Raw genomic sequence first — 22,933 nt, 5'->3', positions numbered from 1 at the left:
ACGGTCCTCGACGGAGAGGCAGGCTGATGGAACACCCCTCGACCGACGCACCACCCCCGCACGCCACGCCCGGGCACCGACGCAGAAGACGGCGCGTCGTCGTGGCGGCGCTCGCCGCCCTGGCCGTGCCGTCCGGCGTCCTCACGGCCCAGGCCGCGGTGCCGACCGCCGCGCCCGCCGCGACGCAGGCGGACATCCGCCCGCAGGAGCCCGGCGTGACGCTGCGCGTCTTCGACGTCCAGGTCATCCTCGACGACTACTGCACGCTCAAGCCGGGGCAGACGCCCAACGTCGACAAGATCATGCCGACCATCGACTGGACCACGGCGGCCGACTTCGGGCTCACGGACAAGTTCGTCACCGAGGTGACGGGGTACCTGAACGTCCCCGAGGCCGGGACGTACGACTTCCGGATCACGAACGACGACGGCGCGCGGCTGCTGCTCGACGACGAGCTCGTCGTCGACCACCCGGGACGCCACGGCGCGACGCCCAAGGAAGGGTCGATCGCGCTCGAGGCGGGGTACCGCGCGCTGCGCATCGACCACTTCGACGGCGAGTTCGACCAGCGGCTCAAGCTCGAGTGGCGCCCGCCGGGCGCGTCGGGCTACGTCGTCGTGCCGAACTCCGTGCTGAGCACCGACGCCGACGTCACGCGCGTCACCTCGCCCGGCCGCAAGCAGTGCGAGGGCGTCACCGAGGCCCCCGGCGACGGCCTGCCCCTCACCGAGGTGCACCCCGACTACACGCTCACCGACCTGCGCCCCGAGGGCTTCCAGCCCCAGGTGACCGGCATGGACTGGCTGCCGGACGGCCGTCTGGCCATCTCCACGTGGGGCGGCGACCGGCTCACCCAGCGCGGCGAGGTCTACCTGATCGACCACGTCCAGGGGGACACCGGCGCGGACGAGGTCACCTACACCAAGGTCGCCGAGGGCCTGACGGAGCCGATGGGCCTCAAGTACGTGGACGGCACGATCTACGTGTCCGAGAAGGACGGCCTCACCGCGCTCGTCGACACCGACGGCGACGAGGTCGCCGACGAGTACGACACGATCGCGACCTGGCCGTTCGGCGGCAACTACCACGAGTTCGCGTTCGGCCTCCTGTACGAGGACGGCTACTTCTACATCACGACCGGCATCGCGATGGTGCCGGGCGGCAACTCGCTCGACCCGCAGCTCGCGGAGAACCGCGGCTCGGTCATGAAGATCAGCAAGGAGACCGGCGAGGTCGAGTACGTCGCGGGCGGCCTGCGCACCCCGAACGGGCTCGGCTGGGGCGCCGACGGCGCCATGTACGTCGCCGACAACCAGGGCGTCCGCATCCCGACGTCCAAGCTCGTGCGCGTCGAGGAGGGCGCGTTCTACAACCACTTCACCAACCCCGACGGCCCCTACGACGACCAGCCCGTCACCGAGCCGGTCCTGTGGATGCCGCACAGCGAGATCTCGAACTCGCCCAGCAACCCGGTCGTGCTCACCGAGGGCGTGTTCGCCGGTCAGCTCGCGATCGGCGACGTCACGTACGGCGGCCTGCAGCGCGCCTACCTCGAGGACGTCGCGGGCCAGGAGCAGGGTGCCGTCTTCCGCATGACGCAGGGCCTGGAGTCCGGCGTCAGCCGGACGAGCGTCGGCCCCGACGGTGCGATCTACGTCGGCGGCATCGGCTGGTCCGGCAACTGGGGCCAGGCGGGCAAGCTCTCCTACGGCCTGCAGAAGCTCACGTACGACGACAACAACGCGTTCGACATGCTCGCGATGCGGGCCGTCGAGGGCGGCTTCGAGATCGAGTACACGCAGCCGCTGTCCGAGGAGACGGCGCAGGACCTCGCGTCGAAGTACACCGCCGCGCAGTGGCGCTACGTCGCGACCCCGCAGTACGGGGGCCCGAAGGTCGACGAGGAAGACCTCGACGTCACGGCCGCGACCGTCTCGGAGGACCGCAAGACCGTCACGCTCCAGATCGACGGGCTGAAGCCCGGCCGCGTCGTGAACGTCCACTCCCCGCGCCCGTTCGCGTCGGAGAGCGGCCAGGAGCTCTGGAGCACCGAGGCCTGGTACACCCTCACGCGCCTGCCCGACGGGTCCGTCGCGCCGCCGGTCTACGAGGCCGAGGCAGCGAACATCGAGGGCGGAGCCGGGTGGAACAGCAACCACGCCGGCTACTCGGGCTCCGGGTTCGTCGACCGCAACTGGGAGCCGGGTGCGCAGACGACGTTCGCCGTCCGCACCGAGGAGGCCGGCCTGCACGACCTCGCGATCCGCTACGCCAACGGCCAGAACAGCGACCCCGCGCCGCTGCCGAGGAACCTGAGCCTCTACGTCAACGGCGGGAAGATCAAGCAGGTCTGGTTCGACAGCACCGTGGCCTGGTCCACGTGGGCCACCCAGGTCGAGACCGTGCCGCTGCGCGAGGGTGCCAACACCATCACGATCCGGCACGACGACGACGACATCGGTCACGTCAACCTCGACAGCCTCACGGTCACCCCGACCGAGCGCATCGCGCTGTTCGACGGCGACGACCTCGACCAGTGGGCGACCGTCAACGGCGGCGGCCCCGCGACCTGGCCGATCGCCGACGGCTCCGTCGAGTCGTTCGGCGGCGACATCCGCACCAAGGAGAAGTTCGACGACTTCCGGATGCACGTCGAGTGGTACCAGCCCGAGCACGCGCCCGACGTCACGGGTCAGGCCCGCGGCAACAGCGGCGTCTACATCCAGGAGCGGTACGAGGTGCAGGTGCTCGAGTCCTTCGGCATCGACCCGCCGAAGAACAACGACGCCGGGTCGATCTACCTCCAGAAGGCCCCGGACGTGAACGCCGCGACCCCGATGGGCACGTGGCAGACGTACGACCTCGAGTTCCGGGCGGCGCGGTTCGGTCCCGACGGCAAGAAGACCGAGGACGCCCGCATCACCCTCGTGTGGAACGGGCAGGTCGTGCACGACGACGTCGCGGTCACCGGCAAGACCGGCAACGGGAAGAACGAGGGCCCGACGTCGGGGTACATCAAGCTCCAGGACCACGGCGACCCCGGCCTCAACCCGCGGTTCCGCAACATCTGGATCGAGCGCCTCCCCAGCGTGGAGGAGCCCGGCCAGGAGGAGGTCGCGATCACCGCGACCGCCGAGGTCCGGTGCCTCGCGGGCACGCCGTACGTCGCCGTCCGCGCGCTCAACGAGGACTCCGTCCCGCTGGACGTCGTCCTCGACACGCCGTTCGGGTCCAGGACGTTCACGGACGTCGCTCCCGGCAAGAACGCCTACCAGTCGTTCGCCGTCCGGGGCGCGGAGGACCCGGCGGCCGGATCCGTGACCGTCACCGCCCGTCCGTCCGACACCTCTGACGAGCGGGAGACCGTCGCGACCCCGGAGCACGGCCAGCCGACCTGCGGCTGACCGACCCGGTCCCGGACCCGGGGCTGTCTCGTGCGCCACCCCGGCGCACGAGACGGCCCCGGGTCCGTCGTCTGCGGAGGAAGAACCCGGGCAGCGCGAGATAGAGGTTCCGGTCGCGAGGGAGAGCCCCGCGAGCTCTACCCGGAGACGGGAGGCTCTATCTCGGCGGGACCGGCTGGCCGGTGGGGGCGAGGGTCGTGGAGTCGCGGACGACGAGCTCGACCGGGAGGACGTCGTCCGCCGACGCCTCGGGGGGTGCCCCGACGGTGGGGGCGGCGTTCGGGCGGCGCGTGCCGAGCGCCGCGACCAGGCGGTCGACGGCGCGGGCGCCGAGGTGCGCGAGGTCCGTGCGGACCGTGGTCAGCGGCGGGGAGGCGAGGGTCGCGACGAACGTGTCGTCGAACCCGACGACGCTGAGGTCGCGCGGGACGTCGACGCCGCGTTCCCGGAGTCGAGCGACGAGGCCGAGGGCGACGAGGTCGTTGTAGGCCAGCACCGCCGTCGCCCCCGACGCGACGACGAGGTCGGCCGCCGCACGACCGCCCTCGACGCGGGGGCGGAACGACCCGACGGTCACGGTCTCGACGTCCGGGTAGCGCTCGCGGACGGCGTCGAGCCCGGCGCGGCGGCGCGCGTCGGACCACGACCGGTCAGGCCCGCCGACGTACGCGACGCGGCGGTGCCCGAGCGCCCGCAGGTGCTCGACGGCGAGGACGACGCCGTGCGCGTCGTCGGAGGAGACGGAGGGGACGCCGTCGTGCCGGAGGTTGACGAGGACGACGGGGGCGTCGCGCGCGGCGTCGAGGTCCGCCTCGGCGGCGCGCGGGGAGCACAGCACGAGCCCGTCCGTCTGGGACCGCAGACCGGTCACGAGCTCCGTCTCGAGCGCGGGGTCCTCCCCCGCGTCGACGACGAAGACGGCGTGGCCGGTCTGGCGCGCCCGCGCCTGCACGCCCTTGGTCACGGACGCGAAGTAGGGGTTCTCCAGGTCGGGCACCACGAGCCCCAGCGCTCCGGTGCGGCCGGCGCGCAGCCCGCTCGCGGCGCGGTTGGGCCGGTACCCGAGGCGGTTGGCGACGGCGACGACGCGGTCGCGCGTCTCCGGAGCGACCCGCTCGGGCTCGGCGAGCGCGCGGGAGACCGTGGAGATCGACACCCCGCTCTCGCGGGCGACGTCACGGACGGTGACCACGGCTGCCTCCTCGGCGCTGGGACCCCGTGGGGAGACGGGGGCTGCGAACGATTGTAGCGCTCGGGGGTCGTGGCACATCAGAACACCGATGACGTAGGATGCAAACGTTCGCAACGACGCCACTGGAGGAACCCGTGACGAGCACGGCCCACCTGGACCCGACCACCGCGACGGCGCCGTGGTCCCTGCACCCCGACCGCGCTCTCCCCGCCGACCCGGTGCTGCGCCCGCTCGCGCGCGAGGTCTACGCCGCGACGCGCGACCTGCCCATCGTCTCCATGCACGGGCACGTCGACGCCGCGCTGCTCGCCGACGACGCCCCGTTCGGCGACCCCGCCGCGCTGTTCGTCACGCCCGACCACTACCTCGTGCGCATGCTCGTCGCGCAGAGCACGTCGCCGCACGGCGCACCGGGCGTGCGCGGCGTGCAGGACCTCGGCGTCGCGCCCGTGCCCGGCGCGCCCGACGGCACCCCGCCCGCCGAGACGGACCCGCGCGAGATCTGGCGCCGGTTCTGCGCGGGCTGGCACCTGTTCCGTGGCACCCCGACGCGCTACTGGACCGAGCACGCGCTCGTCGAGGTGTTCGGCGCCCCGGTGAAGCCGTCGGCGCAGACCGCCGACGCGCTGTACGACCACCTGGTCGACCGTCTCGCGCGCCCCGAGTACCGTCCGCGTGCGCTCTTCGAGCAGTTCGGCCTCGAGCTCCTCGCGACGACCGACCCCGCGCAGTCCCCGCTCACCGACCACGCGCGCCTCGCGGCCGACGGCTGGGGCGAGCGGGTCGTGCCGACGTTCCGCCCCGACCCGCTCCTGCACGTCGACCGTGCGGACTGGGCCACCCAGGTCGCCGAGCTCGGCGCGGCGGCGGGCACCGACGTCGTCGACTACCGGTCCTTCCTCGACGCGCTCCGCTCGCGCCGCGCCGCGTTCGTCGCCGCCGGCGCCCGGGCGACGGACCACGGCCATCTCACCGCCGACACCACGCCGCTCGACGACGCCGACGCGGCCCGCGTCCTCGACCGCGCGCTGCGCGGCGAGGCCACCGCGGCGGACGCCAGGGCCTTCTCCGCGCACATGCTCTTCCAGATGGCCGCGATGTCGGCGGAGGACGGGCTCGTCATGCAGCTGCACCCGGGCGTCCTGCGCGACCACTGCGCCGGCGTCGCGCAGGCGTACGGGCCCGACAAGGGCTACGACATCCCCGAGCGCACCGAGTACGTGCGCGCGCTGCGCCCGGTCCTCGAGGCGTTCGGGCACCACCCGGGCTTCCGGATGATCGCGTTCACCGTCGACGAGGACACCTTCTCGCGCGAGCTCGCCCCGCTCGCGGGTGTCTACCCGGCGCTGCGGCTCGGCGCCCCGTGGTGGTTCCTCGACACCCCCGACGGCATGCGCCGCTTCCGCGAGGCCGCGACCGACTCCGCGGGCTTCTACAACACGAGCGGGTTCGTCGACGACACGCGCGCGTTCTGCTCCGTCCCGGCGCGCCACGACCTCGCGCGCCGGATCGACGCCGGCCACCTCGCCCGCCTCGTCGCCGAGCACCGGCTCGACCTCGACGAGGCGATCGACACCGCCGTCGACCTCGCCTACCACCTGCCGAAGGCGTCCTACCCCCGGCCGGGTGCGTGAACCCCGTCGCCGGAGCCCCCTCACGCCCGCGAGATCGACCCGCCCGTCTTCAGATCGACCTCCCGAGGGTCGATCTCGGACGCTCGGGTCGATCTCGCGCGGAGCGCCCGCCGCAGAACCCTCCGAGAACTCGCCCGCGCGACGTGTCGATCTCGGCGACGGTCGTTCGTCGTCCTGATGAGCGGCCGCACGGGCCGCACCGACGGAGGAGGCACCATGACCTTTCTGGAGACGATCCTCGCGGCGAACCGGGAGCAGCCGCCGGGCCTCCGCTACCGTGACGGACGGCGCAGCGTCGGCGACGGCATCGACGTCGCCGACGTGGCGTTCTACGGGCCGACGGCGCTCCGCCGGCCCGCGACGACGAGGGCGGAGGGCCTCTGATGCGCTACCTGATGCTCGTGCTCAGCACGCCGCACGACCCCGACCTGCGCCCCGAGGAGGCCGAGGCCGCTCCCCCGATCGAGCAGTGGGTCGACCGCCACTACGGCAGCGGCGCCGCGGTGGTCGGCGACCGGCTGCGGCCGGCGGAGGACGCCGTGGGCGTCCGGGTGCGCGGCGGCAAGGTCCTCGTCACCGACGGGCCGTTCTCCGAGACCAAGGAGACGATCGCCGGCTTCGACGTCCTCGAGGCGCCCGACCTGGACGCCGCGATCGCCATCGCGTCCGAGCACCCCATGGCATACGGCGGCGCGATCGAGCTGCACCCGGCGTGGCCGCTCGACCTCGACGGGTCGTGACCTGCCGGTCGTGACGGGCACGAGCCGCGCCGTCGAGGACGCGTTCCGCACCGAGTGGGGACGCGTCCTCGGCGCGGTCGCGCGCAGCACGGGCGACCTCGACCTCGCCGAGGAGTCCGCGCAGGAGGCGTTCGCGACCGCGCTGCGCACGTGGGGCCGCGACGGCGTCCCCGAGCGGCCCGGCGCCTGGCTCACGACGACGGCCCGCCGGCACGCGATCGACGTCCTGCGCCGGCGCCGGGTCGAGGCGGAGCGCGTCGCCGCCGCGGGCCGCCTGGGCGAGCGCGTCGACGCCGGGTCCCGGAACGGTGGCCCGGACCCCGTCGTCGAGCAGGTCGCCCTCGGCCTCGACGACGACGCGTGGGACCTGGACGACCCGGACGGCGACCTCCTGCGCCTGCTGTTCACGTGCTGCCACCCAGCGCTGCCCGCCGAGGCCCGGGTCGCCCTCACCCTGCGGTCGCTGACCGGCATGACGACGGCGCAGGTCGCGCGCGCCTTCCTCGTCCCCGAGGCGACGATGGCGCAGCGCCTCGTCCGGGCCAAGCGCCGCATCCGCGCGACCGGGATCACGTTCCGGGTGCCGCCCGCCGAGCTCCGGGCGGAGCGCGTCGACGGCGTCCTCGCCGTCCTGTACGTGCTCTTCACGGAGGGCTACGACGCCTGGGCGGAGCCCGCCGACGTGGTCGAGGGATCAGCCGAGCGGCGCGCGCTCGCCGGCGTCGCCGTCCGGCTCGCGCGCCTGGCCGCCCGGTTGCTCGACGACGAACCCGAGGCCCGCGGGCTGCTCGCCCTGCTCCTGCTCCAGCACGCGCGCCGGGACGAGCGCGTCGGTCCGGACGGCTCGACGCGCACCCTCGCCGAGCAGGACCGCGCACGCTGGCGGCACGACGAGATCGCCGAGGGCGTGGCCGAGCTGGAGGCGGCGCTCGCCGTCGGGCGCCCCGGGCCGTACCAGCTACAGGCCGCCGTCGCGGCGCTGCACGACGAGGCCTCCGACGCCGACGCGACGGACTGGCCGCAGATCCTCGGCCTGTACGACGTGCTGCTCGACCTCACCGGCTCGCCGGTCGTCGCGCTGAACCGCGCCGTCGCCGTCGCCGAGGCGCACGGCGCGGACGCCGGCCTCGCCGCGGTGGACGCCGTCGCCACCGACCCCGCACTCGCGGGCTACCACCTGCTGCCGGCGGTGCGCGCCGAGCTCCTCGTACGCGCCGGGCGGCCCGCGGACGCCGCCGTCGACCTGCACCGCGCCCTCGCGCTCGTCGACCGCGAGGGCGACCGCCGCCTCCTGGAACGCCGCCTGGCCGGGCTGACGCCGACCGCGCCGTAGGAGTCGACGTTCCACCTGTGGGCCGAGGCGAGTGTTCTGGAACTCACCTGGTGGAACTCGTGGTGAGCGAGAGCACCACGGTGCCGCAAATCTGACACGTCACCCCAAAGCGCACGACTCCGTCGCTCGTCCCAGCATGTAAAACGTTATCGATAACGATTGCCGTCCCCTCACGATGTGACTAGCGTCACTCGCGCACGTTGTTCGCGCTGGTGGGCCAACGGAGGTCCACCCCGGGAGGAAGAGGATCGACGATGACCCGAGCACTACCCTTGCGCAGCACGAACGGCAGGAGGTCGGCCACGCTGGCCGCCCTCGTTGCCGTGCTCATCACGGCCGGTGTCGGCGCGGGCTCCGCCCAGGCCGCCGGCTCCACCCTCGAGGCAGCGGCCGGCGAGTCCGGCCGCTACTTCGGCACCGCCCTCGCGGCCGGGAGGCTGTCCGACTCGACGTACACGACCATCGCGAACCGCGAGTTCGACACGATCACGGCCGAGAACGAGATGAAGATGGACGCGACGGAGCCGTCCCAGAACAGCTTCAACTACTCCCAGGGCGACCAGATCGTCAGCTGGGCGACGAGCCGTGGCAAGCAGGTCCGCGGGCACGCCCTCGCCTGGCACTCGCAGCAGCCGGGCTGGATGCAGAACATGTCCGGCTCCGCGCTCCGCCAGGCGATGCTCAACCACGTGACGCAGGTCGCGACGCACTACCGCGGCAAGATCTACGCGTGGGACGTCGTGAACGAGGCGTTCGCCGACGGCAGCTCGGGCGCCCGCCGCGACTCGAACCTGCAGCGCACCGGCAACGACTGGATCGAGGCGGCGTTCCGGGCGGCCCGCGCCGCCGACCCGGGCGCCAAGCTCTGCTACAACGACTACAACACCGACAACTGGAGCCACGCGAAGACGCAGGCCGTCTACAGCATGGTCCGCGACTTCAAGGCGCGGGGGGTGCCGATCGACTGCGTCGGATTCCAGGCCCACTTCAACTCGGGCAACCCGGTGCCGAGCAACTACCACACCACGCTCCAGAGCTTCGCCGACCTGGGCGTCGACGTGCAGATCACCGAGCTCGACATCGAGGGCTCCGGCTCCTCCCAGGCCGAGCAGTACCGCGGCGTCGTCCAGGCGTGCATGGCCGTGTCGCGCTGCACCGGCATCACCGTCTGGGGCGTGCGGGACACCGACTCGTGGCGTGCGTCAGGAACCCCGCTGCTGTTCGACGGCAACGGGACCAAGAAGGCCGCCTACACCGCCGTGCTCGACCAGCTCAACAGCGGTGGCGGGACCCCCGGCGGCCCCGGCGAGAACCCGGGCGGGGACGGCTCCTGCACCGTGACCGTGACGCGGGGCGACTCCTGGGGCGACCGCTTCAACGCCACCTTCCAGGTCTCGGGCGCCTCCGACTGGACCGTGACCATCCGCACCGGCTCCGGTCAGAGCCTGCAGAACTCCTGGAACGCCGCCGTCTCCGGCACCAGCGGGACGCTCACCGCGACACCGAACGGGAACGGCGACGCCTTCGGCATCACGCTGTACTCGAACGGCAACACCGCGCTCCCCACCGCCACCTGTGCGTCGGCCTCCGGCGGCAGCGGTGGCGAGACGTGCACCGTGACCGTGACGCGGGGCGACTCCTGGGGCGACCGCTTCAACGCGACCTTCCAGGTCTCGGGCGCCTCTGACTGGACCGTGACCATCCGCACCGGCTCCGGCCAGAGCCTCCAGAACTCCTGGAACGCCGCCGTCTCCGGCACGAGCGGCACCCTCACCGCGACACCGAACGGCAACGGCGACGCCTTCGGCATCACGCTGTACTCGAACGGCAACACCACGCTCCCGACGGCCACCTGCTCGGCCTGACGGGGCGCCGGGGTGGCGGGACCGTCGGTCTCGCCATCCCGGCGCAGGACCGGAGGACAGCGTGATCGCACGCCGCTCCAGGCCCGACCGTGACCGGGCCGCGACGCCGCCGCACCGGACGTCGCTCAGAGCCCCGTCTCGGCGTAGAAGCCCTCGATGTGGGCGCGGACCTCGCGCGCGGCACGCTCACCGTCGCCCGCGGTCACGGCCGCCAGGACGGCGCGGTGCTCGGCGCGCAGGCGCGTCGCCGTCCGGTCCCAGGACGGCAGGGCCACGCTCCCCTGGGCGACGTACGACTCGATCGCGCCACGCAGCCCGGTCATCACCGCCTCCACGAGCGGGTTGCCCGCGAGCCGCACGAGCAGCACGTGGAACGACGCGTCGAGCTCGCGGAACTCGGCCGCCGCGAGCGCCGGGTCGTCCATGCGGTCGAGCAGCGCACCCGCCGCGGCGAGCGCCCCGGCGACCTCCGGGACACCGGGTCCTGGCTCGGACGACCGCTGGCCGGTGTCCCGCGCGGCGACGACCCGTTCGGCCGCCGCGCGCGCCGCCCACGTCTCCAGCAGCACCCGCGTCTCGACGACGTCCCGCACGGCGAGCGTCCCCGACGCGACGTGGAGCCGCACGGCCGCACCGAGGCCCGCGGCGGGCCGGTCGACGACGGTCGCACCGGCGTCGGGCCCCGACCCGACGGCCGTGCGCACGATACCCATGGCCTCCAGGACGCGGATCGCCTCGCGCACGGAGGGGCGCGACACGCCCAGCTCCTCAGCGAGCGCGCGCTCGGCCGGGAGCCGCTCGCCGAGCGCCCAGCGGCCCGCGGCGAGGTCCGCCTCGATGCGGGCGAGGACGCGTTCGTGGGTGCGCACCCGCCCAGGGTAGGCGACCCGGCGGCGCTGTGGTCAGACCTCACCCCGTCGCGTGGTCTACAGTGGACGACCTGTGGTCAGACCACAGCCGCGGCGCCTCACCGCGGCGGTCCCGGCAGGCGGCGACGACGCGGCCCGGCGAGACTGGACCCGACTCGCCCTCCCCCGGAGCAACGATGCGCATAGCCCTCACCGCGACCTGCATCGGCGACGTGATGTTCCCGCAGGCACCGCGCGCCACCGCCCTCCTCCTCGAGCGCCTCGGGCACGAGGTGTTCTTCCCCGAACGGCAGGCGTGCTGCGGTCAGATGCACGTCAACACCGGCTACCTGGACGAGGCGGTCCCCGTGGTGCGCAACCACGTCGAGGCGTTCTCCCCCGTGCTCGACGGCGAGTGGGACGCGATCGTCGTGCCGTCCGGATCGTGCACGGGCTCGGTCCGGCACCAGCAGGGCATGGTCTGCCGACGCGCCGGGCTCGACGACCTCGCGCGCACCGCCGACGCGGTCGCCGCGAAGACGTACGAGCTGTCCGAGCTGCTCGTGGACGTGCTCGGCGTGACCGACGTCGGCGCCTACTTCCCGCACCGCGTCACCTACCACCCCACGTGCCACTCGCTGCGCATGCTCCACGTGGGCGACAAGCCGCTGCGCCTGCTCCGCGCCGTCGAGGGCATCGATCTCGTCGAGCTGCCCGCCGCCGAGTCGTGCTGCGGGTTCGGCGGCACCTTCGCGCTGAAGAACGCCGAGACCTCGACCGCGATGCTCGCCGACAAGATGACGCACGTGAAGTCCACCGGCGCGGAGGTCCTCACCGCGGGCGACGCGTCGTGCCTCATGCACATCGGCGGCGGCCTCTCGCGCATCCGCGCGGGCGTCCGCACGCTGCACCTCGCGGAGATCCTCGCGTCCACGAAGGACACGCCCGCCCCCGCCGGGGTCGGTCCGTCGATGCGCGGGGGTGCCCGGTGAGCCGCACGTTCCTCGGCCTGCCCGTGCCGCGCGGCGCGCGCACCCTGCCCGACGACGTCGCCCGCCCGGGCGGGCACGGCACCTCGGCGGGCGCAGCGGCGGCGTCGGACGCGTTCGGCGACGTGCCGCACCCGGAGGCGCCGCTGCGCTGGGGCGGGTCGTTCCCCGACGCGGCGCGCGAGGCGCTCCAGAACACGCAGCTGCGGCGCAACCTCGCGCACGCGACGTCGACGATCCGGGCCAAGCGCGCCGCCGTCGTCGGCGAGGTGCCGGACTGGGAGGCGCTGCGCGACACGGGCTCCGCGATCAAGACCGACGTCATGGCGCGCCTGCCCGAGCTCCTCGAGGAGCTGGAGCGCAACGTCGAGGCGCGCGGCGGCGTCGTGCACTGGGCGCGCGACGCCGACGAGGCGAACCGGATCGTCGCGGACCTCGTGAAGGCGAAGGGCGCCGACGAGGTCGTCAAGGTGAAGTCCATGGCGACGCAGGAGATCGGGCTCAACGAGGCGCTGGCCGCCGAGGGGATCGCGGCGTACGAGACGGACCTCGCCGAGCTCATCGTGCAGCTCGCCGACGACATGCCGTCGCACATCCTCGTCCCCGCGATCCACCGCAACCGCGCGGAGATCCGCGAGATCTTCCTCGCCCGCATGGGCGACGCTCCGCCCGACCTCTCCGACGTCCCGCGCGAGCTCGCCATGGCCGCGCGCGCCCACCTGCGCCGCAAGTTCCTCTCGGCCAAGGTCGCGATCAGCGGCGCGAACTTCGGCGTCGCGGACACGGGGACGCTCACCGTCGTCGAGTCCGAGGGCAACGGGCGCATGTGCCTCACGCTCCCCGAGACGCTCATCACCGTCATGGGGATCGAGAAGGTCGTGCCCACGTACACCGACCTCGAGGTGTTCCTGCAGCTCCTGCCGCGCTCGTCCACGGGAGAGCGCATGAACCCGTACACGTCCCTGTGGACGGGCGTCACGCCGGGCGACGGGCCGCAGGAGCTCCACCTCGTGCTGCTCGACAACGGGCGCACGGACGTCCTCGCCGACGAGGTCGGGCGTGCCGCGCTGCACTGCATCCGCTGCTCGGCGTGCCTCAACGTGTGCCCGGTGTACGAGCGGGTGGGCGGCCACGCGTACGGGTCGGTGTACCCCGGCCCGATCGGCGCGATCCTCACGCCGCAGCTCACGAAGTCCTCCGGCGGGCTCTCCGGCCACCACGACCCGAACGCCTCGCTTCCCTACGCCTCGACGCTGTGCGGCGCGTGCTACGACGTGTGCCCCGTGAAGATCGACATCCCGTCGATCCTCGTCGAGCTCCGGGCGCGCGAGGTCGACGCCGACCGTGGCCGCCCCACCGGCTGGGGCGCCGCCATGAAGGCCGCGTCGTTCGTCATGTCCGACGCGCGGCGGTTCGAGCTCGCGGAGAAGGCGGCGGGTCTGGGGCGCGTGGTCGCCGGGCCGAAGGGCCGGATCTCGACCCTCCCGCCGCCCGCGTCCGCGTGGACCCGCTCGCGCGACCTCCCGGCCCCGGCGAAACAGACCTTCCGCGACTGGTGGCGCGACCGCCCCGCCCCCGCCACCGCGCCCGCCGACCCCGGGGTCCCTCCCCAGGACCGGTCTGCGGAGGGGAACGACCCAGGGTTCGCCGAACCCGAGATCTCTCCTCAGGTCGGGCCTTCCCCGGGGAGCAATCCCGGGTTCGGCGAGGGAGGCGAGGGTCGATGAGCGCGCGCGACGACGTCCTCGGCCGTGTGCGCGGCGCGCTCGGCGGGTCGATGACGAGCGGCTCGGCGGCGTCCGGCTCCGTCCCGCGGGCGTACCGCGAGCGCGGCGAGCTCGACCCCGGCTCGCCGGAGGCCGTGGACCTCTTCGTCGACCGGCTCGTCGACTACCGGGCGCACGTTCACCGCGCCGCCGACCCGGCCGAGGTGGCCACGATCGTCGGCGACCTGCTCGCGGACGCGGCGTCCGTCGTCGTGCCGCCAGGGCTCGACGTCGCGTGGCTGAGCGCCCTGGGCGACGGGACCGTCGTCGTACCCGACACGCGCGACGACCCGCGCACGCCCGACGAGCTGGACCGGGTGGACGCCGTCGTCACCGCGGCGCGCGTCGCGATCGCCGACACGGGCACGATCGTGCTCGACGGCGAGCCCGACCAGGGGCGGCGCGCGATCACGCTCGTCCCCGACCTGCACGTGTGCGTCGTGCGCACGGACCAGGTGGTCCAGACCGTCCCGGAGGGCGTCCGGCTGCTCGCCGCGCACCCGGAGCGACCGCAGACATGGATCAGCGGCCCGAGCGCGACGAGCGACATCGAGCTCTCCCGCGTCGAGGGCGTCCACGGCCCACGCACCCTCCACGTGATCCTGGCGCCGAGGTAGAAACCGCGGTCGCCAGGAGAGCTCCGCACGTTCTACGTCGCGACCGCGCGTTCTACCTCGCGGCAGAGGTCATGCCCGACGGCGGTGGCGCACCTCCGCGAGGACGGTCGCCAGGCGGGCCGGGAAGTCGTCCGGCGTTCCGGCCGGCAGGGCATCGACCGGGAACCACGCGACGTCCTCGCTCTCGTCGCTCACGGCAGTGCGCGCCTCGGGGTCGGCGAACGCGACGAACCCGACGTCCCAGTGCGTGCGGCACGCGCCGAACGCGGCGGCGAGGTCGTGCCGGTGCACGTCGACCGGGGCGGCGGGCGCGGCGTCGGCAGACGGGTCCGGGTCCGGGTCGAACGGGACGAGGTCGTCGAGGCCGCTCTCCTCGCGCGCCTCACGGAAGGCCGCGCCCGCGAGCGTCGTGTCGCCGGGCTCGGTGTGCCCACCCACCTGGACCCAGAACTGGCCCTTGCGGTGGAAGCAGAGCAGGACTCGGTCCAGGTCCGGGCTGAGCACGAAGCAGCTCGCCGTGAGGTGCTGCGGTCCGCCGTCGCGCCGGACGGCGTCAGCGCGCGGACCGGAGCCGCCGTCGCCACGGACGAACGCGCGGTACTCGGCCGCGAGCGCCGCCTGCTGCTCGTCGACCGGCTCCCAGCGGTCGAGGCGGGCGAGGGCGTCGCGGGCGAGCAGGGCGGCGGGATCGAGGGTGGTCACCGGCGAAGGCTACGCGGCGCGCGTGCCCGTCTCCGTGCGGCGCTGCGAGAATGGGGTCCCGTGAGCGACCCTCAGCACGACGGAGACCCGGTCGAGACCGGCACGGGTCCCGCGACCGACGACCTCGGCACGGACCCCGCGCTGTTCGACCTCCCGCCGGGATCGCGCGAGGTCCCGACGCGGGTCGTGCTCCTCACGGGCGCGTCCGGCTCGGGCAAGACGTCGCTCACGCGGCGCCTCGGCCTCCCGGTCGTCGCGCTCGACGACTTCTACCTCGACCACGACCACCCCGGCCTGCCGACGCGGTTCGGCATCGTCGACTGGGACGACCCACGGTCGTGGGACGCGCGGGGCGCGGTCACGGCGCTCGTCGACCTCGCGCGCACCGGGCATTCCGACGTCCCGGTCTACGACATCCCGACGTCGACCCGCACCGGCACGACGCACCTCGACGTGACGGGCTCGCGCGTCGTGCTGGCGGAGGGGATCTTCGCGGCAGAGATCGTCGCCGCGCTGCGCGCCGAGGACGTGCTCGCCGACGCGATCTGCCTGCGCCGCAACCGCCTGGTGACCTTCTGGTTCCGGCTGCTGCGAGACCTCGCGGAGATGCGCAAGCCGCCGCTGACGCTGTTCCGGCGCGGGTGGGCGCTGCTGCGGGCCGAGCCGGGCTTCGTCCGTCACTGGACGTCGCTCGGCTGCCGTGCGCTGACGCCGACGCAGGCCGAGAAGGAGATCCGCGCGCTCCTGCGACCCTCCTCGGCGTGAGCGCTACCCCGGCGGGGCGGCGATCTCGACCGTCGCGACGGTCGGCCCGCCGCACTCACCCCCGACGTCGCCGGTGGTCAGCACGAACTCCGGGTCCACCTCGCGCTCGACGACGACGTCGCCCGACGCGAGCTCGACGACACGCACGAGGATCCGCCCGACCGGCCCGTTGAGCGCTGATCCCACCCACTCGCCTCGTGACGGTTCGGTCGGCGTGTCCTCTCCCGTCGGTTCGGACGACGTCTCGGCAACCTCAGGTTGGTCCGGCGAGACCGGTCGGCCCGGCTGGACCGGCGCAATCGTGGAGGGGACCGGCTCCGGGGCGAGCCGGATCGTTCCGTCGCGCACGAGCCCGCACGGGTCGGCGCCGACGCAGCTCACGGAGACGCCGTAGGCGTCCCGATCCGGCCAGGAGTCGTCGAGCCGGACCTCGATACGCGCCACGTAGCCGACCGCGGGGCACGCGGTGACGAGGCCTTCCGGGCCGCTGCACGCCGTGCCCGCGGCGACGAGCAGCGCGCCGGCGAGGCCGAGCGCACGCCGTCGTCCCCGTCGGTCGCTCATCGTCGGCACCCCCTCCGCCGGCCGGCACGTTCGCCGGACCCTCCTCCAGAACCTGTCGCGTGCGGCCGGATCCTTGCACCGAGACCCGCGAATCCGCCGCGGAGCGCGACGAGACGTGAGACGTGGCCCCTGAACCGCACGTCCCGGGGGCCACTTCTCATGTCTCGGCGGGGAGCGTCCCGACGACGATCGTCGCGCCGATCTCCTCGTCGCGGACGACGCGCGCCCGCAGCCCCGCACGCTCGAGGACATCGACGGCGCCCGCGGCCTGCCGCTCACCGGACTCGGTGAGCAGGTGGCCGCCCGGCGCGAGCCACCCCGGCGCGTCGGCCGCGACGCGACGCAGCACGTCCAGCCCGTCGCCGCCGCCGTCGAGTGCGACGTGGGCCTCGTGGTCGCGCGCCTCGCGCGGCAGCAGCGGGATCTCCGCCGTCGGCACGTACGGCACGTTCGCGAGCAGCAGGTCCACGCGTCCCCGGAGCCTGGCGGGCAGCGGGTCGAACAGGTCGCCCTCGTGGGCGGCCCCTCCGACGGCGGCGACGTTGCGCGCCGCGCACGCGACGGCGGCCGGGTCCACGTCGGTGGCGTGCAGCGCGACGTCGGCGACGGCGCCGAGGTCCGTCGCCGTCGCGAGCCCGAGCGCCCCGGCGCCGCAGCACAGGTCGACCACGACGACGGGCGGCCGGGGGTGGGCGCCGTCCGGTGCGCCGTCGGGCAGCGCAACGGGAAGGGCCCCGGGGGCCGCACCCGCGGAACGTCGCCCGAGCGCGACCGCCTCGTCGACGAGCAGCGCGGTGCGCTGCCGCGGCACGAACACCCCGGGGTCGACGGCGACGCGGAGCCCGTGGAAGTCGACGTACCCGAGCACGTGCTCGAGCGGCTCCCCGGCGACCCGGCGCGCGACGAGCGCCTCGAGGTGCGCGTCGTCGTCGGCCCGCGCGACGAGGAGCGCGGCCTCGTCCTCCGCGAAGACGCACCCGACGGCGCGCAGGCGGGCGGCGAGGTCGTCGAGCTGGTCCTGGTCCACGTCCGGACGGTACTCCGGGCCGGGCTGCGTCCGCGCGGAGATTCCCCTCCCCCCACGAAGATCGACCCGTGCGTCGCGGCGTCGGCCTCCTGGGGCTGATCTCCGGCGCACGGGTCGATCTGGGCGGGGCGCCGCTCAGTCGCGCAGGAGCGGGAGGAGCCGGGTGCCCTGGCGCTCGATCTCGCGCAGGTACGGGGTGTCGGACAGGACGAAGTGCGTGACGCCGAGGTCCTGGTAGCGCCGCAGCGACTTCGCGACGTCCTCCGCCGAGCCGACGAGCCACGTCGTGCCCGCTCCCCCGCCGCCGAACCGGCCGGGCGTCGTCCACAGGTTGTCGTCGAGCACCTCGCCGCGCGCGGCGAGGTCGAGCAGGCGCTGCTGCCCGACGGCGGTCTTCCGACCCCGGTCGCGCGCGGACCACGCCTCGCCCTCCTGCGACCGCGCGGCCAGCTCCGCGACCTTCGCCTCGGCGTCGGCCCACGCCTCCTCGGTGGTGTCGCGGACGAACGTCGTGATCCGCAGCCCGAACTCGAGCGGAGCGTGCTCACGCCCCAGCTCGGCGCTCAGGCGCTTCAACCGATCGATGCGCTCCGCGATCCCGTCGAGCGGCTCGCCCCAGAAGAGCTGGACGTCGGCCTCGGTCGCGGCCACCCGCTCCGCCGATTCCGACGCCCCACCGAAGTAGATCCGCGGGTGCGCGCGGCCCTCGCGCACGACAGGCCGTGGCCCGAGCGACGACCGCGTCACGGAGAAGTGCTCGCCCGCGTACGTGACCTCCTCCTGCGTCCACAGGCGGCGCACGATCTGCAGGAACTCGCGCGTGCGGGCGTAGCGGTGCGCGGGGTCGGCCTCGCCGTCGCCGTACGCCTCCTGCCCGTCGGTGCCGGACACGATGTTGACGCGCAGCCGGCCGCCGCTGAGGTGGTCGAGCGTCGCGGCGGCGGACGCGAAGTGCGCGGGCCGCCAGAACCCGGGCCGGATCGCGACGAGCGGCTCGAACGTCGTGGTGCGGGCCGCGAGCGCCGTCGCGACCGTGAACGTGTCGGGACGCCCCCAGCTCGTCCCGAGCAGCGCGCCCGCGAACCCGTGGCGCTCCAGCGCGTGCGCGTGGCTCGTCAGGGTGTCGAGGCTGTTGTGGTCCTGGACCGTGTCGTCCCCGCGGTGCCCCGGCCGCACCTGGTTCGGGATGTACCAGAGGTGCTCGGCGCTCACGCGAGGGCCCCCTCGAGGACGCGCGGTCGGTCGCCGGGCGCCGCGCCGACGTCGCCCGCGTACCGGTTGGCCGGGCGCTCGAGCCCGTAGTGCTCGCGCAGCGTCCGGCCCTCGTACTCCTCGCGGAACAGGCCGCGCTCGCGCAGCACGGGCAGCACGTGCTCGACGAACCGCTCGAGCCCCGACGGCAGCACCGCGGGCATGATGTTGAACCCGTCGGCGGCCTCGGCGTCGTACCAGTCCTGGATCGCGTCGGCGACCTGCTCGGGCGTCCCCGCGAACGTGCGGTGACCGCGGCCTCCCCCCAGGCGTCCGATGAGCTGGCGCACCGTGAGCCGCTCGCGCCGCGCGAGCTCGACGATGAGCGTGTACCGGCTCTTGGCGCCCTCGATCTCGTCCTCGGACGGCAGGTCGGCGGGCAGCTCGCGGTCGAGCGGCAGGTCCTCGGGCGCGAGGCGCAGCGTCTTGGCGAGCTGGGCGCGCGCGTACTCCGGGACGATGAGCTCGTCGAGCTCGCGCTCCTGGGCGAGCGCCTCCGCCTCGGTCGACCCGATGACGGGGACGATGCCGGGCAGGATCTTCACCGTCGCCGGGTCGCGGCCGACGGCGACCGCGCGGGCCTTGAGATCGGCGTAGAAGTCGCGGGCGCCGTCGAGCGTCTGGTGCGCGGTGAACACCGCCTCGGCGTACCGCGCGGCGAGGTCCTTGCCGTCCTCCGACGACCCGGCCTGCACGATGAGCGGCCGCGCCTGCGGCGAGCGCGGCGTCGTGAGGGCGCCGTGCACGGAGAAGTGCGTGCCGAGGTGGCCGGGCGCGTGGATCTTGCCCGCGTCCGCCCACACGCCCGCGGCCTTGTCGGCGAGCACGGCGTCGTCCTCCCACGAGTCCCAGAGCTGGAACGCGACGTCGAGGAACTCCGCCGCGCGCTCGTACCGGACCGCGTGGGCCGGCTGGTCGTCGAGGCCGAAGTTGCGCGCGATGTCCGGGCCCGCCGTCGTCACGACGTTCCACCCGGCCCGGCCGCCGGAGACGTGGTCGATCGACGCGAACCGCCGCGCGAGGTTGTACGGCGAGTTGTACGTCGTCGACGCCGTCGCGATGAGACCGATCCGCTCGGTCACGGTCGCGATGGCGGTGAGCACGATGAGCGGGTCGAGCGACCCCGCCGGGCGCCGCCCGACGTCGGACCGCAGCCCCGGCCCGTCCGCGAAGAAGATCGAGTCGAGCTTCCCGGCCTCTGCGATCTGCGCGAGACGCTGCAGGTGGGCGATGTTCGTCGACGTCCACGACGGGTCGCTCTCCGGCAGCCGCCACGACGCCTCGTGGTGGCCCGTGCTCATGAGGAACGCGTTGAGGTGCAGGCGGCCGGGGCGGTGGCCTGCGGACGAGTAGCGGGTCATGCGGCGGTGTCCTTCCTGTCGTCCCGGACCACGCCGAGCGCGTCGAGCAGCTCGGTGCGGAGCCGGGAGAAGCGGGGGTCGGCGGGGTCGCGCGCCTCGCCGGGCCGGTAGCTCTGGTCGATGCGACGCTCGGCCGCGATGTGTCCCTCGTCGAGCACGACGACGCGGTCCGCGAGGACGATCGCCTCGTCCACGTCGTGCGTCACGAGCAGGACGGCGGGGCGGTGCCGGGCGCACAGGTCGCGCAGCAGCGCGTGCATGCGGATGCGCGTCAGGGCGTCGAGCGCGCCGAAGGGTTCGTCGGCCAGCAGGAGCCGCGGCGAGCGCACGAGCGAGCGGGCGAGCGACACGCGCTGCTGCTCGCCGCCGGAGAGCTCGTTCGGCCACGCGCGCTCGCGTCCAGCGAGCCCCACCTCGGCGAGGCTCGCGCGGCCCGCGTCGCGCGCCGCGCCTCGGCCGCGCGCCCCGGCGTCGAGGCCGAGCACCACGTTGTCCAGCACACGCGCCCACGGCAGCAGCCGCGAGTCCTGGAAGACGACGGACACCTGGTCCGGGACGACGACCTCGCCCGACCCGTCGACCCCGTGGTCGAGGGCGGCGAGCGCGCGCAGGAGCGTGCTCTTGCCCGAGCCCGACCGGCCGAGGATCGCGACGAACTCGCCGTCGTCCACGGTGAGGTCGAGGTCGTCGAGGATGCGCTTCTCCCCGTACGACCGCACGAGCGAGCGGACCCGCACGGCCGCCCCGACCGCCGTCGGGCGGTCCTCCTGGACGGTCAGTCCTCCAGCGTGCGCCGCCACGACAGCACCCTCCTCTGCAGGAGACGGACGGCGAGGTCCGCGGAGTAGCCCAGCACGCCGTAGACCACGAGGCCGACGAGGATGATCTCCGTCTGCCCGTACGTCCGGGCGAGCTCCATCATGTAGCCGATGCCGGCCGTCGCGTTGACCTGCTCGACGACGACGAGCGCGAGCATCGACCCCGTCACCGCGAACCGCAGCCCGAGGAAGAACCCGGGCAGCGCGCCGGGCAGGATGACGCGGCGCACGAACTGCCACCGCGAGAGCTGCACCGTCTCGGCGAGTTCGACGTAGCGGCTGTCGATCGCCCGCAGGCCGTTGTGCGTGTGCAGGTAGATGGGGATGAACACGCCGAGCGCGATGGTGATGACCTTCATCTCCTCGCCGATCCCGAACCACAGGATGAGCAGCGGCAGGAGCGCCAGGTTGGGGATCGCGCGCTTGACCTGGATCGGGCCGTCGAGGACGGCGTCACCGACCCGGCTCAGCCCGGCGGCGAGCGCGAGCACGACGCCCGCGACGATGCCGAACGCGAGCCCGAGCGCGGCGCGCGTCAGGGACACCCCGAGGTGCGCGCCGAGCTTGCCGTTCGCGACGAGCTCCGCGCCGGTCGTGACGACCGTCCACGGCGCGGAGAGCACGCGCGGGTCGATGAGCCCCGTCGCGGAGCCGACCGACCAGACGCCCACGAGGAGCGTCACCCCGACGAGCGCCGCGAGCGGGATCGGCCGGCCGAGCCCCAGGCGCGTGCCGCGGGGGCGCACGTCCGTGGTCGTCGCGGGTGCGGCGTCGAGCCTCGGGGCCGCGAGGTCCACCCGGTCGACGACTGCCGCACTCACTGCGCTCCGCCGTCCCGTGCCGCCGCGGCGGCCTCGCCCGCGACGGGGCCGAAGCGCTCGTCGAACAGGTCGGTGGCGTCGAACGGCTCGTGGTCGAGCTCGGTCGCGAGCAGGTCGATCGTCGCCTGCGTGCGCTCGATGCCCTCGGTGAGGTCGGACGGGATGTCCGGGACGGGCGCGTGGTCGATGAGGTACTGCGCGTCCTCCTCGCTCAGCCCCTGGTCCTCGACGTAGTACCCCTGCTTCCACTCCTCCGGGTGCTCGTCGATCCAGATCTTCGCCGCCGCCCACGCCGCGACGTACTCGCGCAGGGCCGCGGCCTTGGCCGGGTCCCGCACGACCTCCGTCGGGCCGTAGAGGTGCGAGGCGTCGTCGCGCAGGTGGTGCTTGACCGACGTCGCACCGTCGGCCTCGTACGTGCCCAGGTAGCGGAAGAGCTGCGTCCCGCCCAGCGGGGCGATGTCGACCTCACCCGCGGCGAGCGCCGTCGAGTACACGTCGCCCGTGCTCGGCAGCTCGACCAGCTCGACGTCGTCCTGCGTGAGACCGGCCTCCTGGAGCGCCTTGAGCACGATCGCGCCCTGCGCCTGGCCCGGGCTGAACGCGATGCGGTGGCCGCGGAAGTCCTCGAGCGAGTCGAGCTCGACGCCCGGCGCGCCCGCGAACTCGTAGATCGGCGCGTCCTCCCAGTTCTCGCGGTAGATCGACGCGTAGATCTGCACGTCCAGGCCCGTCCACGTCGCGTGGATCGGCGGGATCTCCGCCACCGCTCCGACGTCGAGCGACCCCGCGCGGAACGCCTCCGTCGTCGCGGGCCCGCCGGAGATGTTGGCCCACTCGACCTCGAAGGAGAAGGCGCTGTCCAGGTCGTCGCCCGCGAGCTCGAACGCCTTCTGCGTCGTCGGGTCCCCGATGCGCAGGACCGTGCCCTCGGGCACCTCGGTCGGCAGGTCGGCGTCCGGGGCGAGCGTGCCGGCCGCGGCCGGGCCGTCGTCGGACGCCTGCGCGGCGCTGCACGCACCCGTCGCCAGGAGCGCGACGAGACCGAGCACGACGGCGGTCGCTCGGCGTCGGCCGGACGGACGACCCGACGGGCGGCCGGGCGGTGCGGAGGAACGGACGAGCGGGTGTGCGGGCATGGCGAGTCCTCTCGGGGAGAGCGCACGGGGGCATGCGGAAGCCGTGCGCGGGAGGTGCGGTGGTGGGCCCGACGGCGGCCGGGGCGGCCGTCGGTCA

The 22,933-nt window shown here is 74.1% G+C and carries 20 protein-coding genes; 10 read left to right on the top strand and 10 right to left on the bottom strand.

What is annotated here, in order from left to right; translation table 11 throughout:
• Positions 1–26: 26 nt before the first annotated feature.
• The gene (locus NF338_RS12260) at positions 27–3,404 is read left to right on the top strand and encodes a family 16 glycoside hydrolase (RefSeq protein WP_264031040.1); all 3,378 of its coding nucleotides are present in this window, start codon (positions 27–29) and stop codon (positions 3,402–3,404) included.
• Positions 3,405–3,561: 157 nt separating this feature from the next.
• Here the strand turns inward: NF338_RS12260 and NF338_RS12255 are convergent, their stop codons facing one another.
• Positions 3,562–4,596 (bottom strand): LacI family DNA-binding transcriptional regulator, encoded by a 1,035-nt coding sequence (locus NF338_RS12255; RefSeq protein ID WP_264031039.1) that lies wholly within the window; start codon positions 4,594–4,596, stop codon positions 3,562–3,564.
• Positions 4,597–4,730: 134 nt separating this feature from the next.
• On the opposite strand from NF338_RS12255, the gene uxaC reads away from it, so the two are divergent.
• The 5 genes from uxaC (at position 4,731) to NF338_RS20995 (ending at position 10,168) form a co-directional block, all read left to right on the top strand.
• A complete protein-coding gene (gene uxaC / locus NF338_RS12250) occupies positions 4,731–6,230 on the top strand; it encodes a glucuronate isomerase (RefSeq protein ID WP_264031038.1) in 1,500 nt (499 codons plus the stop codon).
• Between the two features lie 216 nt (positions 6,231–6,446).
• Entirely contained in the window at positions 6,447–6,614 is a 168-nt protein-coding gene (locus tag NF338_RS12245; RefSeq protein ID WP_264031037.1) for a hypothetical protein, read from the top strand.
• Complete coding sequence (locus NF338_RS12240; protein ID WP_264031036.1) at positions 6,614–6,970, top strand: YciI family protein; 357 nt, start codon at positions 6,614–6,616, stop codon at positions 6,968–6,970. The genes NF338_RS12245 and NF338_RS12240 overlap by 1 nt, the downstream gene beginning before the upstream one ends.
• Positions 6,971–6,980: 10 nt before the next feature.
• A complete protein-coding gene (locus NF338_RS12235) occupies positions 6,981–8,303 on the top strand; it encodes an RNA polymerase sigma factor (protein ID WP_264031035.1) in 1,323 nt (440 codons plus the stop codon).
• Between the two features lie 254 nt (positions 8,304–8,557).
• Positions 8,558–10,168: an endo-1,4-beta-xylanase gene (locus tag NF338_RS20995; protein ID WP_318783061.1), complete on the top strand. Its 1,611-nt coding sequence runs from the start codon at positions 8,558–8,560 to the stop codon at positions 10,166–10,168.
• 125 nt (positions 10,169–10,293) lie between these two features.
• On the opposite strand, the gene NF338_RS12225 is transcribed toward NF338_RS20995, so the two are convergent.
• Positions 10,294–11,037, bottom strand: coding sequence for a FadR/GntR family transcriptional regulator (locus NF338_RS12225; protein WP_264031034.1), 744 nt, complete (start codon positions 11,035–11,037; stop codon positions 10,294–10,296).
• A 176-nt stretch (positions 11,038–11,213) separates the two neighbouring features.
• Between NF338_RS12225 and NF338_RS12220 the strand changes: the two genes are divergently transcribed.
• From NF338_RS12220 to NF338_RS12210, 3 genes are all read left to right on the top strand, one after another.
• Positions 11,214–12,008, top strand: a complete 795-nt coding sequence (locus NF338_RS12220) for a (Fe-S)-binding protein (protein ID WP_264031033.1) — start codon at positions 11,214–11,216, stop codon at positions 12,006–12,008.
• 122 nt (positions 12,009–12,130) lie between these two features.
• Entirely contained in the window at positions 12,131–13,732 is a 1,602-nt protein-coding gene (locus NF338_RS12215) for a LutB/LldF family L-lactate oxidation iron-sulfur protein (RefSeq protein WP_264031181.1), read from the top strand.
• Positions 13,729–14,388, top strand: a complete 660-nt coding sequence (locus tag NF338_RS12210; RefSeq protein WP_264031032.1) for a LutC/YkgG family protein — start codon at positions 13,729–13,731, stop codon at positions 14,386–14,388. Before NF338_RS12215 ends, NF338_RS12210 begins: the two co-directional genes overlap by 4 nt.
• Positions 14,389–14,457: 69 nt before the next feature.
• Here the strand turns inward: NF338_RS12210 and NF338_RS12205 are convergent, their stop codons facing one another.
• Positions 14,458–15,090: an NUDIX hydrolase gene (locus tag NF338_RS12205; protein WP_264031031.1), complete on the bottom strand. Its 633-nt coding sequence runs from the start codon at positions 15,088–15,090 to the stop codon at positions 14,458–14,460.
• 60 nt (positions 15,091–15,150) lie between these two features.
• Between NF338_RS12205 and NF338_RS12200 the strand changes: the two genes are divergently transcribed.
• Positions 15,151–15,855, top strand: a complete 705-nt coding sequence (locus NF338_RS12200; RefSeq protein WP_264031030.1) for a uridine kinase — start codon at positions 15,151–15,153, stop codon at positions 15,853–15,855.
• A 3-nt stretch (positions 15,856–15,858) separates the two neighbouring features.
• Here the strand turns inward: NF338_RS12200 and NF338_RS12195 are convergent, their stop codons facing one another.
• The 7 genes from NF338_RS12195 to NF338_RS12165 form a co-directional block, all read right to left on the bottom strand.
• Positions 15,859–16,419 (bottom strand): hypothetical protein, encoded by a 561-nt coding sequence (locus tag NF338_RS12195; RefSeq protein ID WP_264031029.1) that lies wholly within the window; start codon positions 16,417–16,419, stop codon positions 15,859–15,861.
• Between the two features lie 157 nt (positions 16,420–16,576).
• The gene (locus NF338_RS12190) at positions 16,577–17,446 is read right to left on the bottom strand and encodes a putative protein N(5)-glutamine methyltransferase (protein WP_264031028.1); all 870 of its coding nucleotides are present in this window, start codon (positions 17,444–17,446) and stop codon (positions 16,577–16,579) included.
• Positions 17,447–17,581: 135 nt separating this feature from the next.
• Entirely contained in the window at positions 17,582–18,658 is a 1,077-nt protein-coding gene (locus NF338_RS12185; protein WP_264031027.1) for an LLM class flavin-dependent oxidoreductase, read from the bottom strand.
• Positions 18,655–20,058 carry an LLM class flavin-dependent oxidoreductase gene (locus NF338_RS12180; RefSeq protein ID WP_264031026.1) on the bottom strand — a complete coding sequence of 468 codons (1,404 nt, stop codon included), beginning with the start codon at positions 20,056–20,058 and terminating at the stop codon, positions 18,655–18,657. The genes NF338_RS12185 and NF338_RS12180 overlap by 4 nt, the downstream gene beginning before the upstream one ends.
• Positions 20,055–20,858 carry an ABC transporter ATP-binding protein gene (locus NF338_RS12175; RefSeq protein WP_412846719.1) on the bottom strand — a complete coding sequence of 268 codons (804 nt, stop codon included), beginning with the start codon at positions 20,856–20,858 and terminating at the stop codon, positions 20,055–20,057. The genes NF338_RS12180 and NF338_RS12175 overlap by 4 nt, the downstream gene beginning before the upstream one ends.
• Positions 20,834–21,697, bottom strand: a complete 864-nt coding sequence (locus tag NF338_RS12170; RefSeq protein WP_412846717.1) for an ABC transporter permease — start codon at positions 21,695–21,697, stop codon at positions 20,834–20,836. The genes NF338_RS12175 and NF338_RS12170 overlap by 25 nt, the downstream gene beginning before the upstream one ends.
• The gene (locus NF338_RS12165; RefSeq protein ID WP_264031025.1) at positions 21,694–22,836 is read right to left on the bottom strand and encodes an ABC transporter substrate-binding protein; all 1,143 of its coding nucleotides are present in this window, start codon (positions 22,834–22,836) and stop codon (positions 21,694–21,696) included. Before NF338_RS12165 ends, NF338_RS12170 begins: the two co-directional genes overlap by 4 nt.
• Positions 22,837–22,933: the final 97 nt, after the last annotated feature.

Source organism: Cellulosimicrobium sp. SH8, assembly GCF_025818875.1.
Classification (GTDB): domain Bacteria; phylum Actinomycetota; class Actinomycetes; order Actinomycetales; family Cellulomonadaceae; genus Cellulosimicrobium; species Cellulosimicrobium cellulans_D.
This window is presented reverse-complemented; position numbering and strand designations above follow the sequence as displayed.

Excerpts from the sequence above, each read along its gene's own strand:
- NF338_RS12165 (WP_264031025.1), bottom strand. The coding sequence starts at position 22,836 with ATGCCCGCACACCCGCTCGTCCGTTCCTCCGCACCGCCCGGCCGCCCG.
- NF338_RS20995 (WP_318783061.1), top strand. The coding sequence starts at position 8,558 with ATGACCCGAGCACTACCCTTGCGCAGCACGAACGGCAGGAGGTCGGCC.
- NF338_RS12245 (WP_264031037.1), top strand. The coding sequence starts at position 6,447 with ATGACCTTTCTGGAGACGATCCTCGCGGCGAACCGGGAGCAGCCGCCG.
- NF338_RS12180 (WP_264031026.1), bottom strand. The coding sequence starts at position 20,058 with ATGACCCGCTACTCGTCCGCAGGCCACCGCCCCGGCCGCCTGCACCTC.
- NF338_RS12240 (WP_264031036.1), top strand. The coding sequence starts at position 6,614 with ATGCGCTACCTGATGCTCGTGCTCAGCACGCCGCACGACCCCGACCTG.
- NF338_RS12260 (WP_264031040.1), top strand. The coding sequence starts at position 27 with ATGGAACACCCCTCGACCGACGCACCACCCCCGCACGCCACGCCCGGG.
- NF338_RS12195 (WP_264031029.1), bottom strand. The coding sequence starts at position 16,419 with ATGAGCGACCGACGGGGACGACGGCGTGCGCTCGGCCTCGCCGGCGCG.
- NF338_RS12220 (WP_264031033.1), top strand. The coding sequence starts at position 11,214 with ATGCGCATAGCCCTCACCGCGACCTGCATCGGCGACGTGATGTTCCCG.
- NF338_RS12210 (WP_264031032.1), top strand. The coding sequence starts at position 13,729 with ATGAGCGCGCGCGACGACGTCCTCGGCCGTGTGCGCGGCGCGCTCGGC.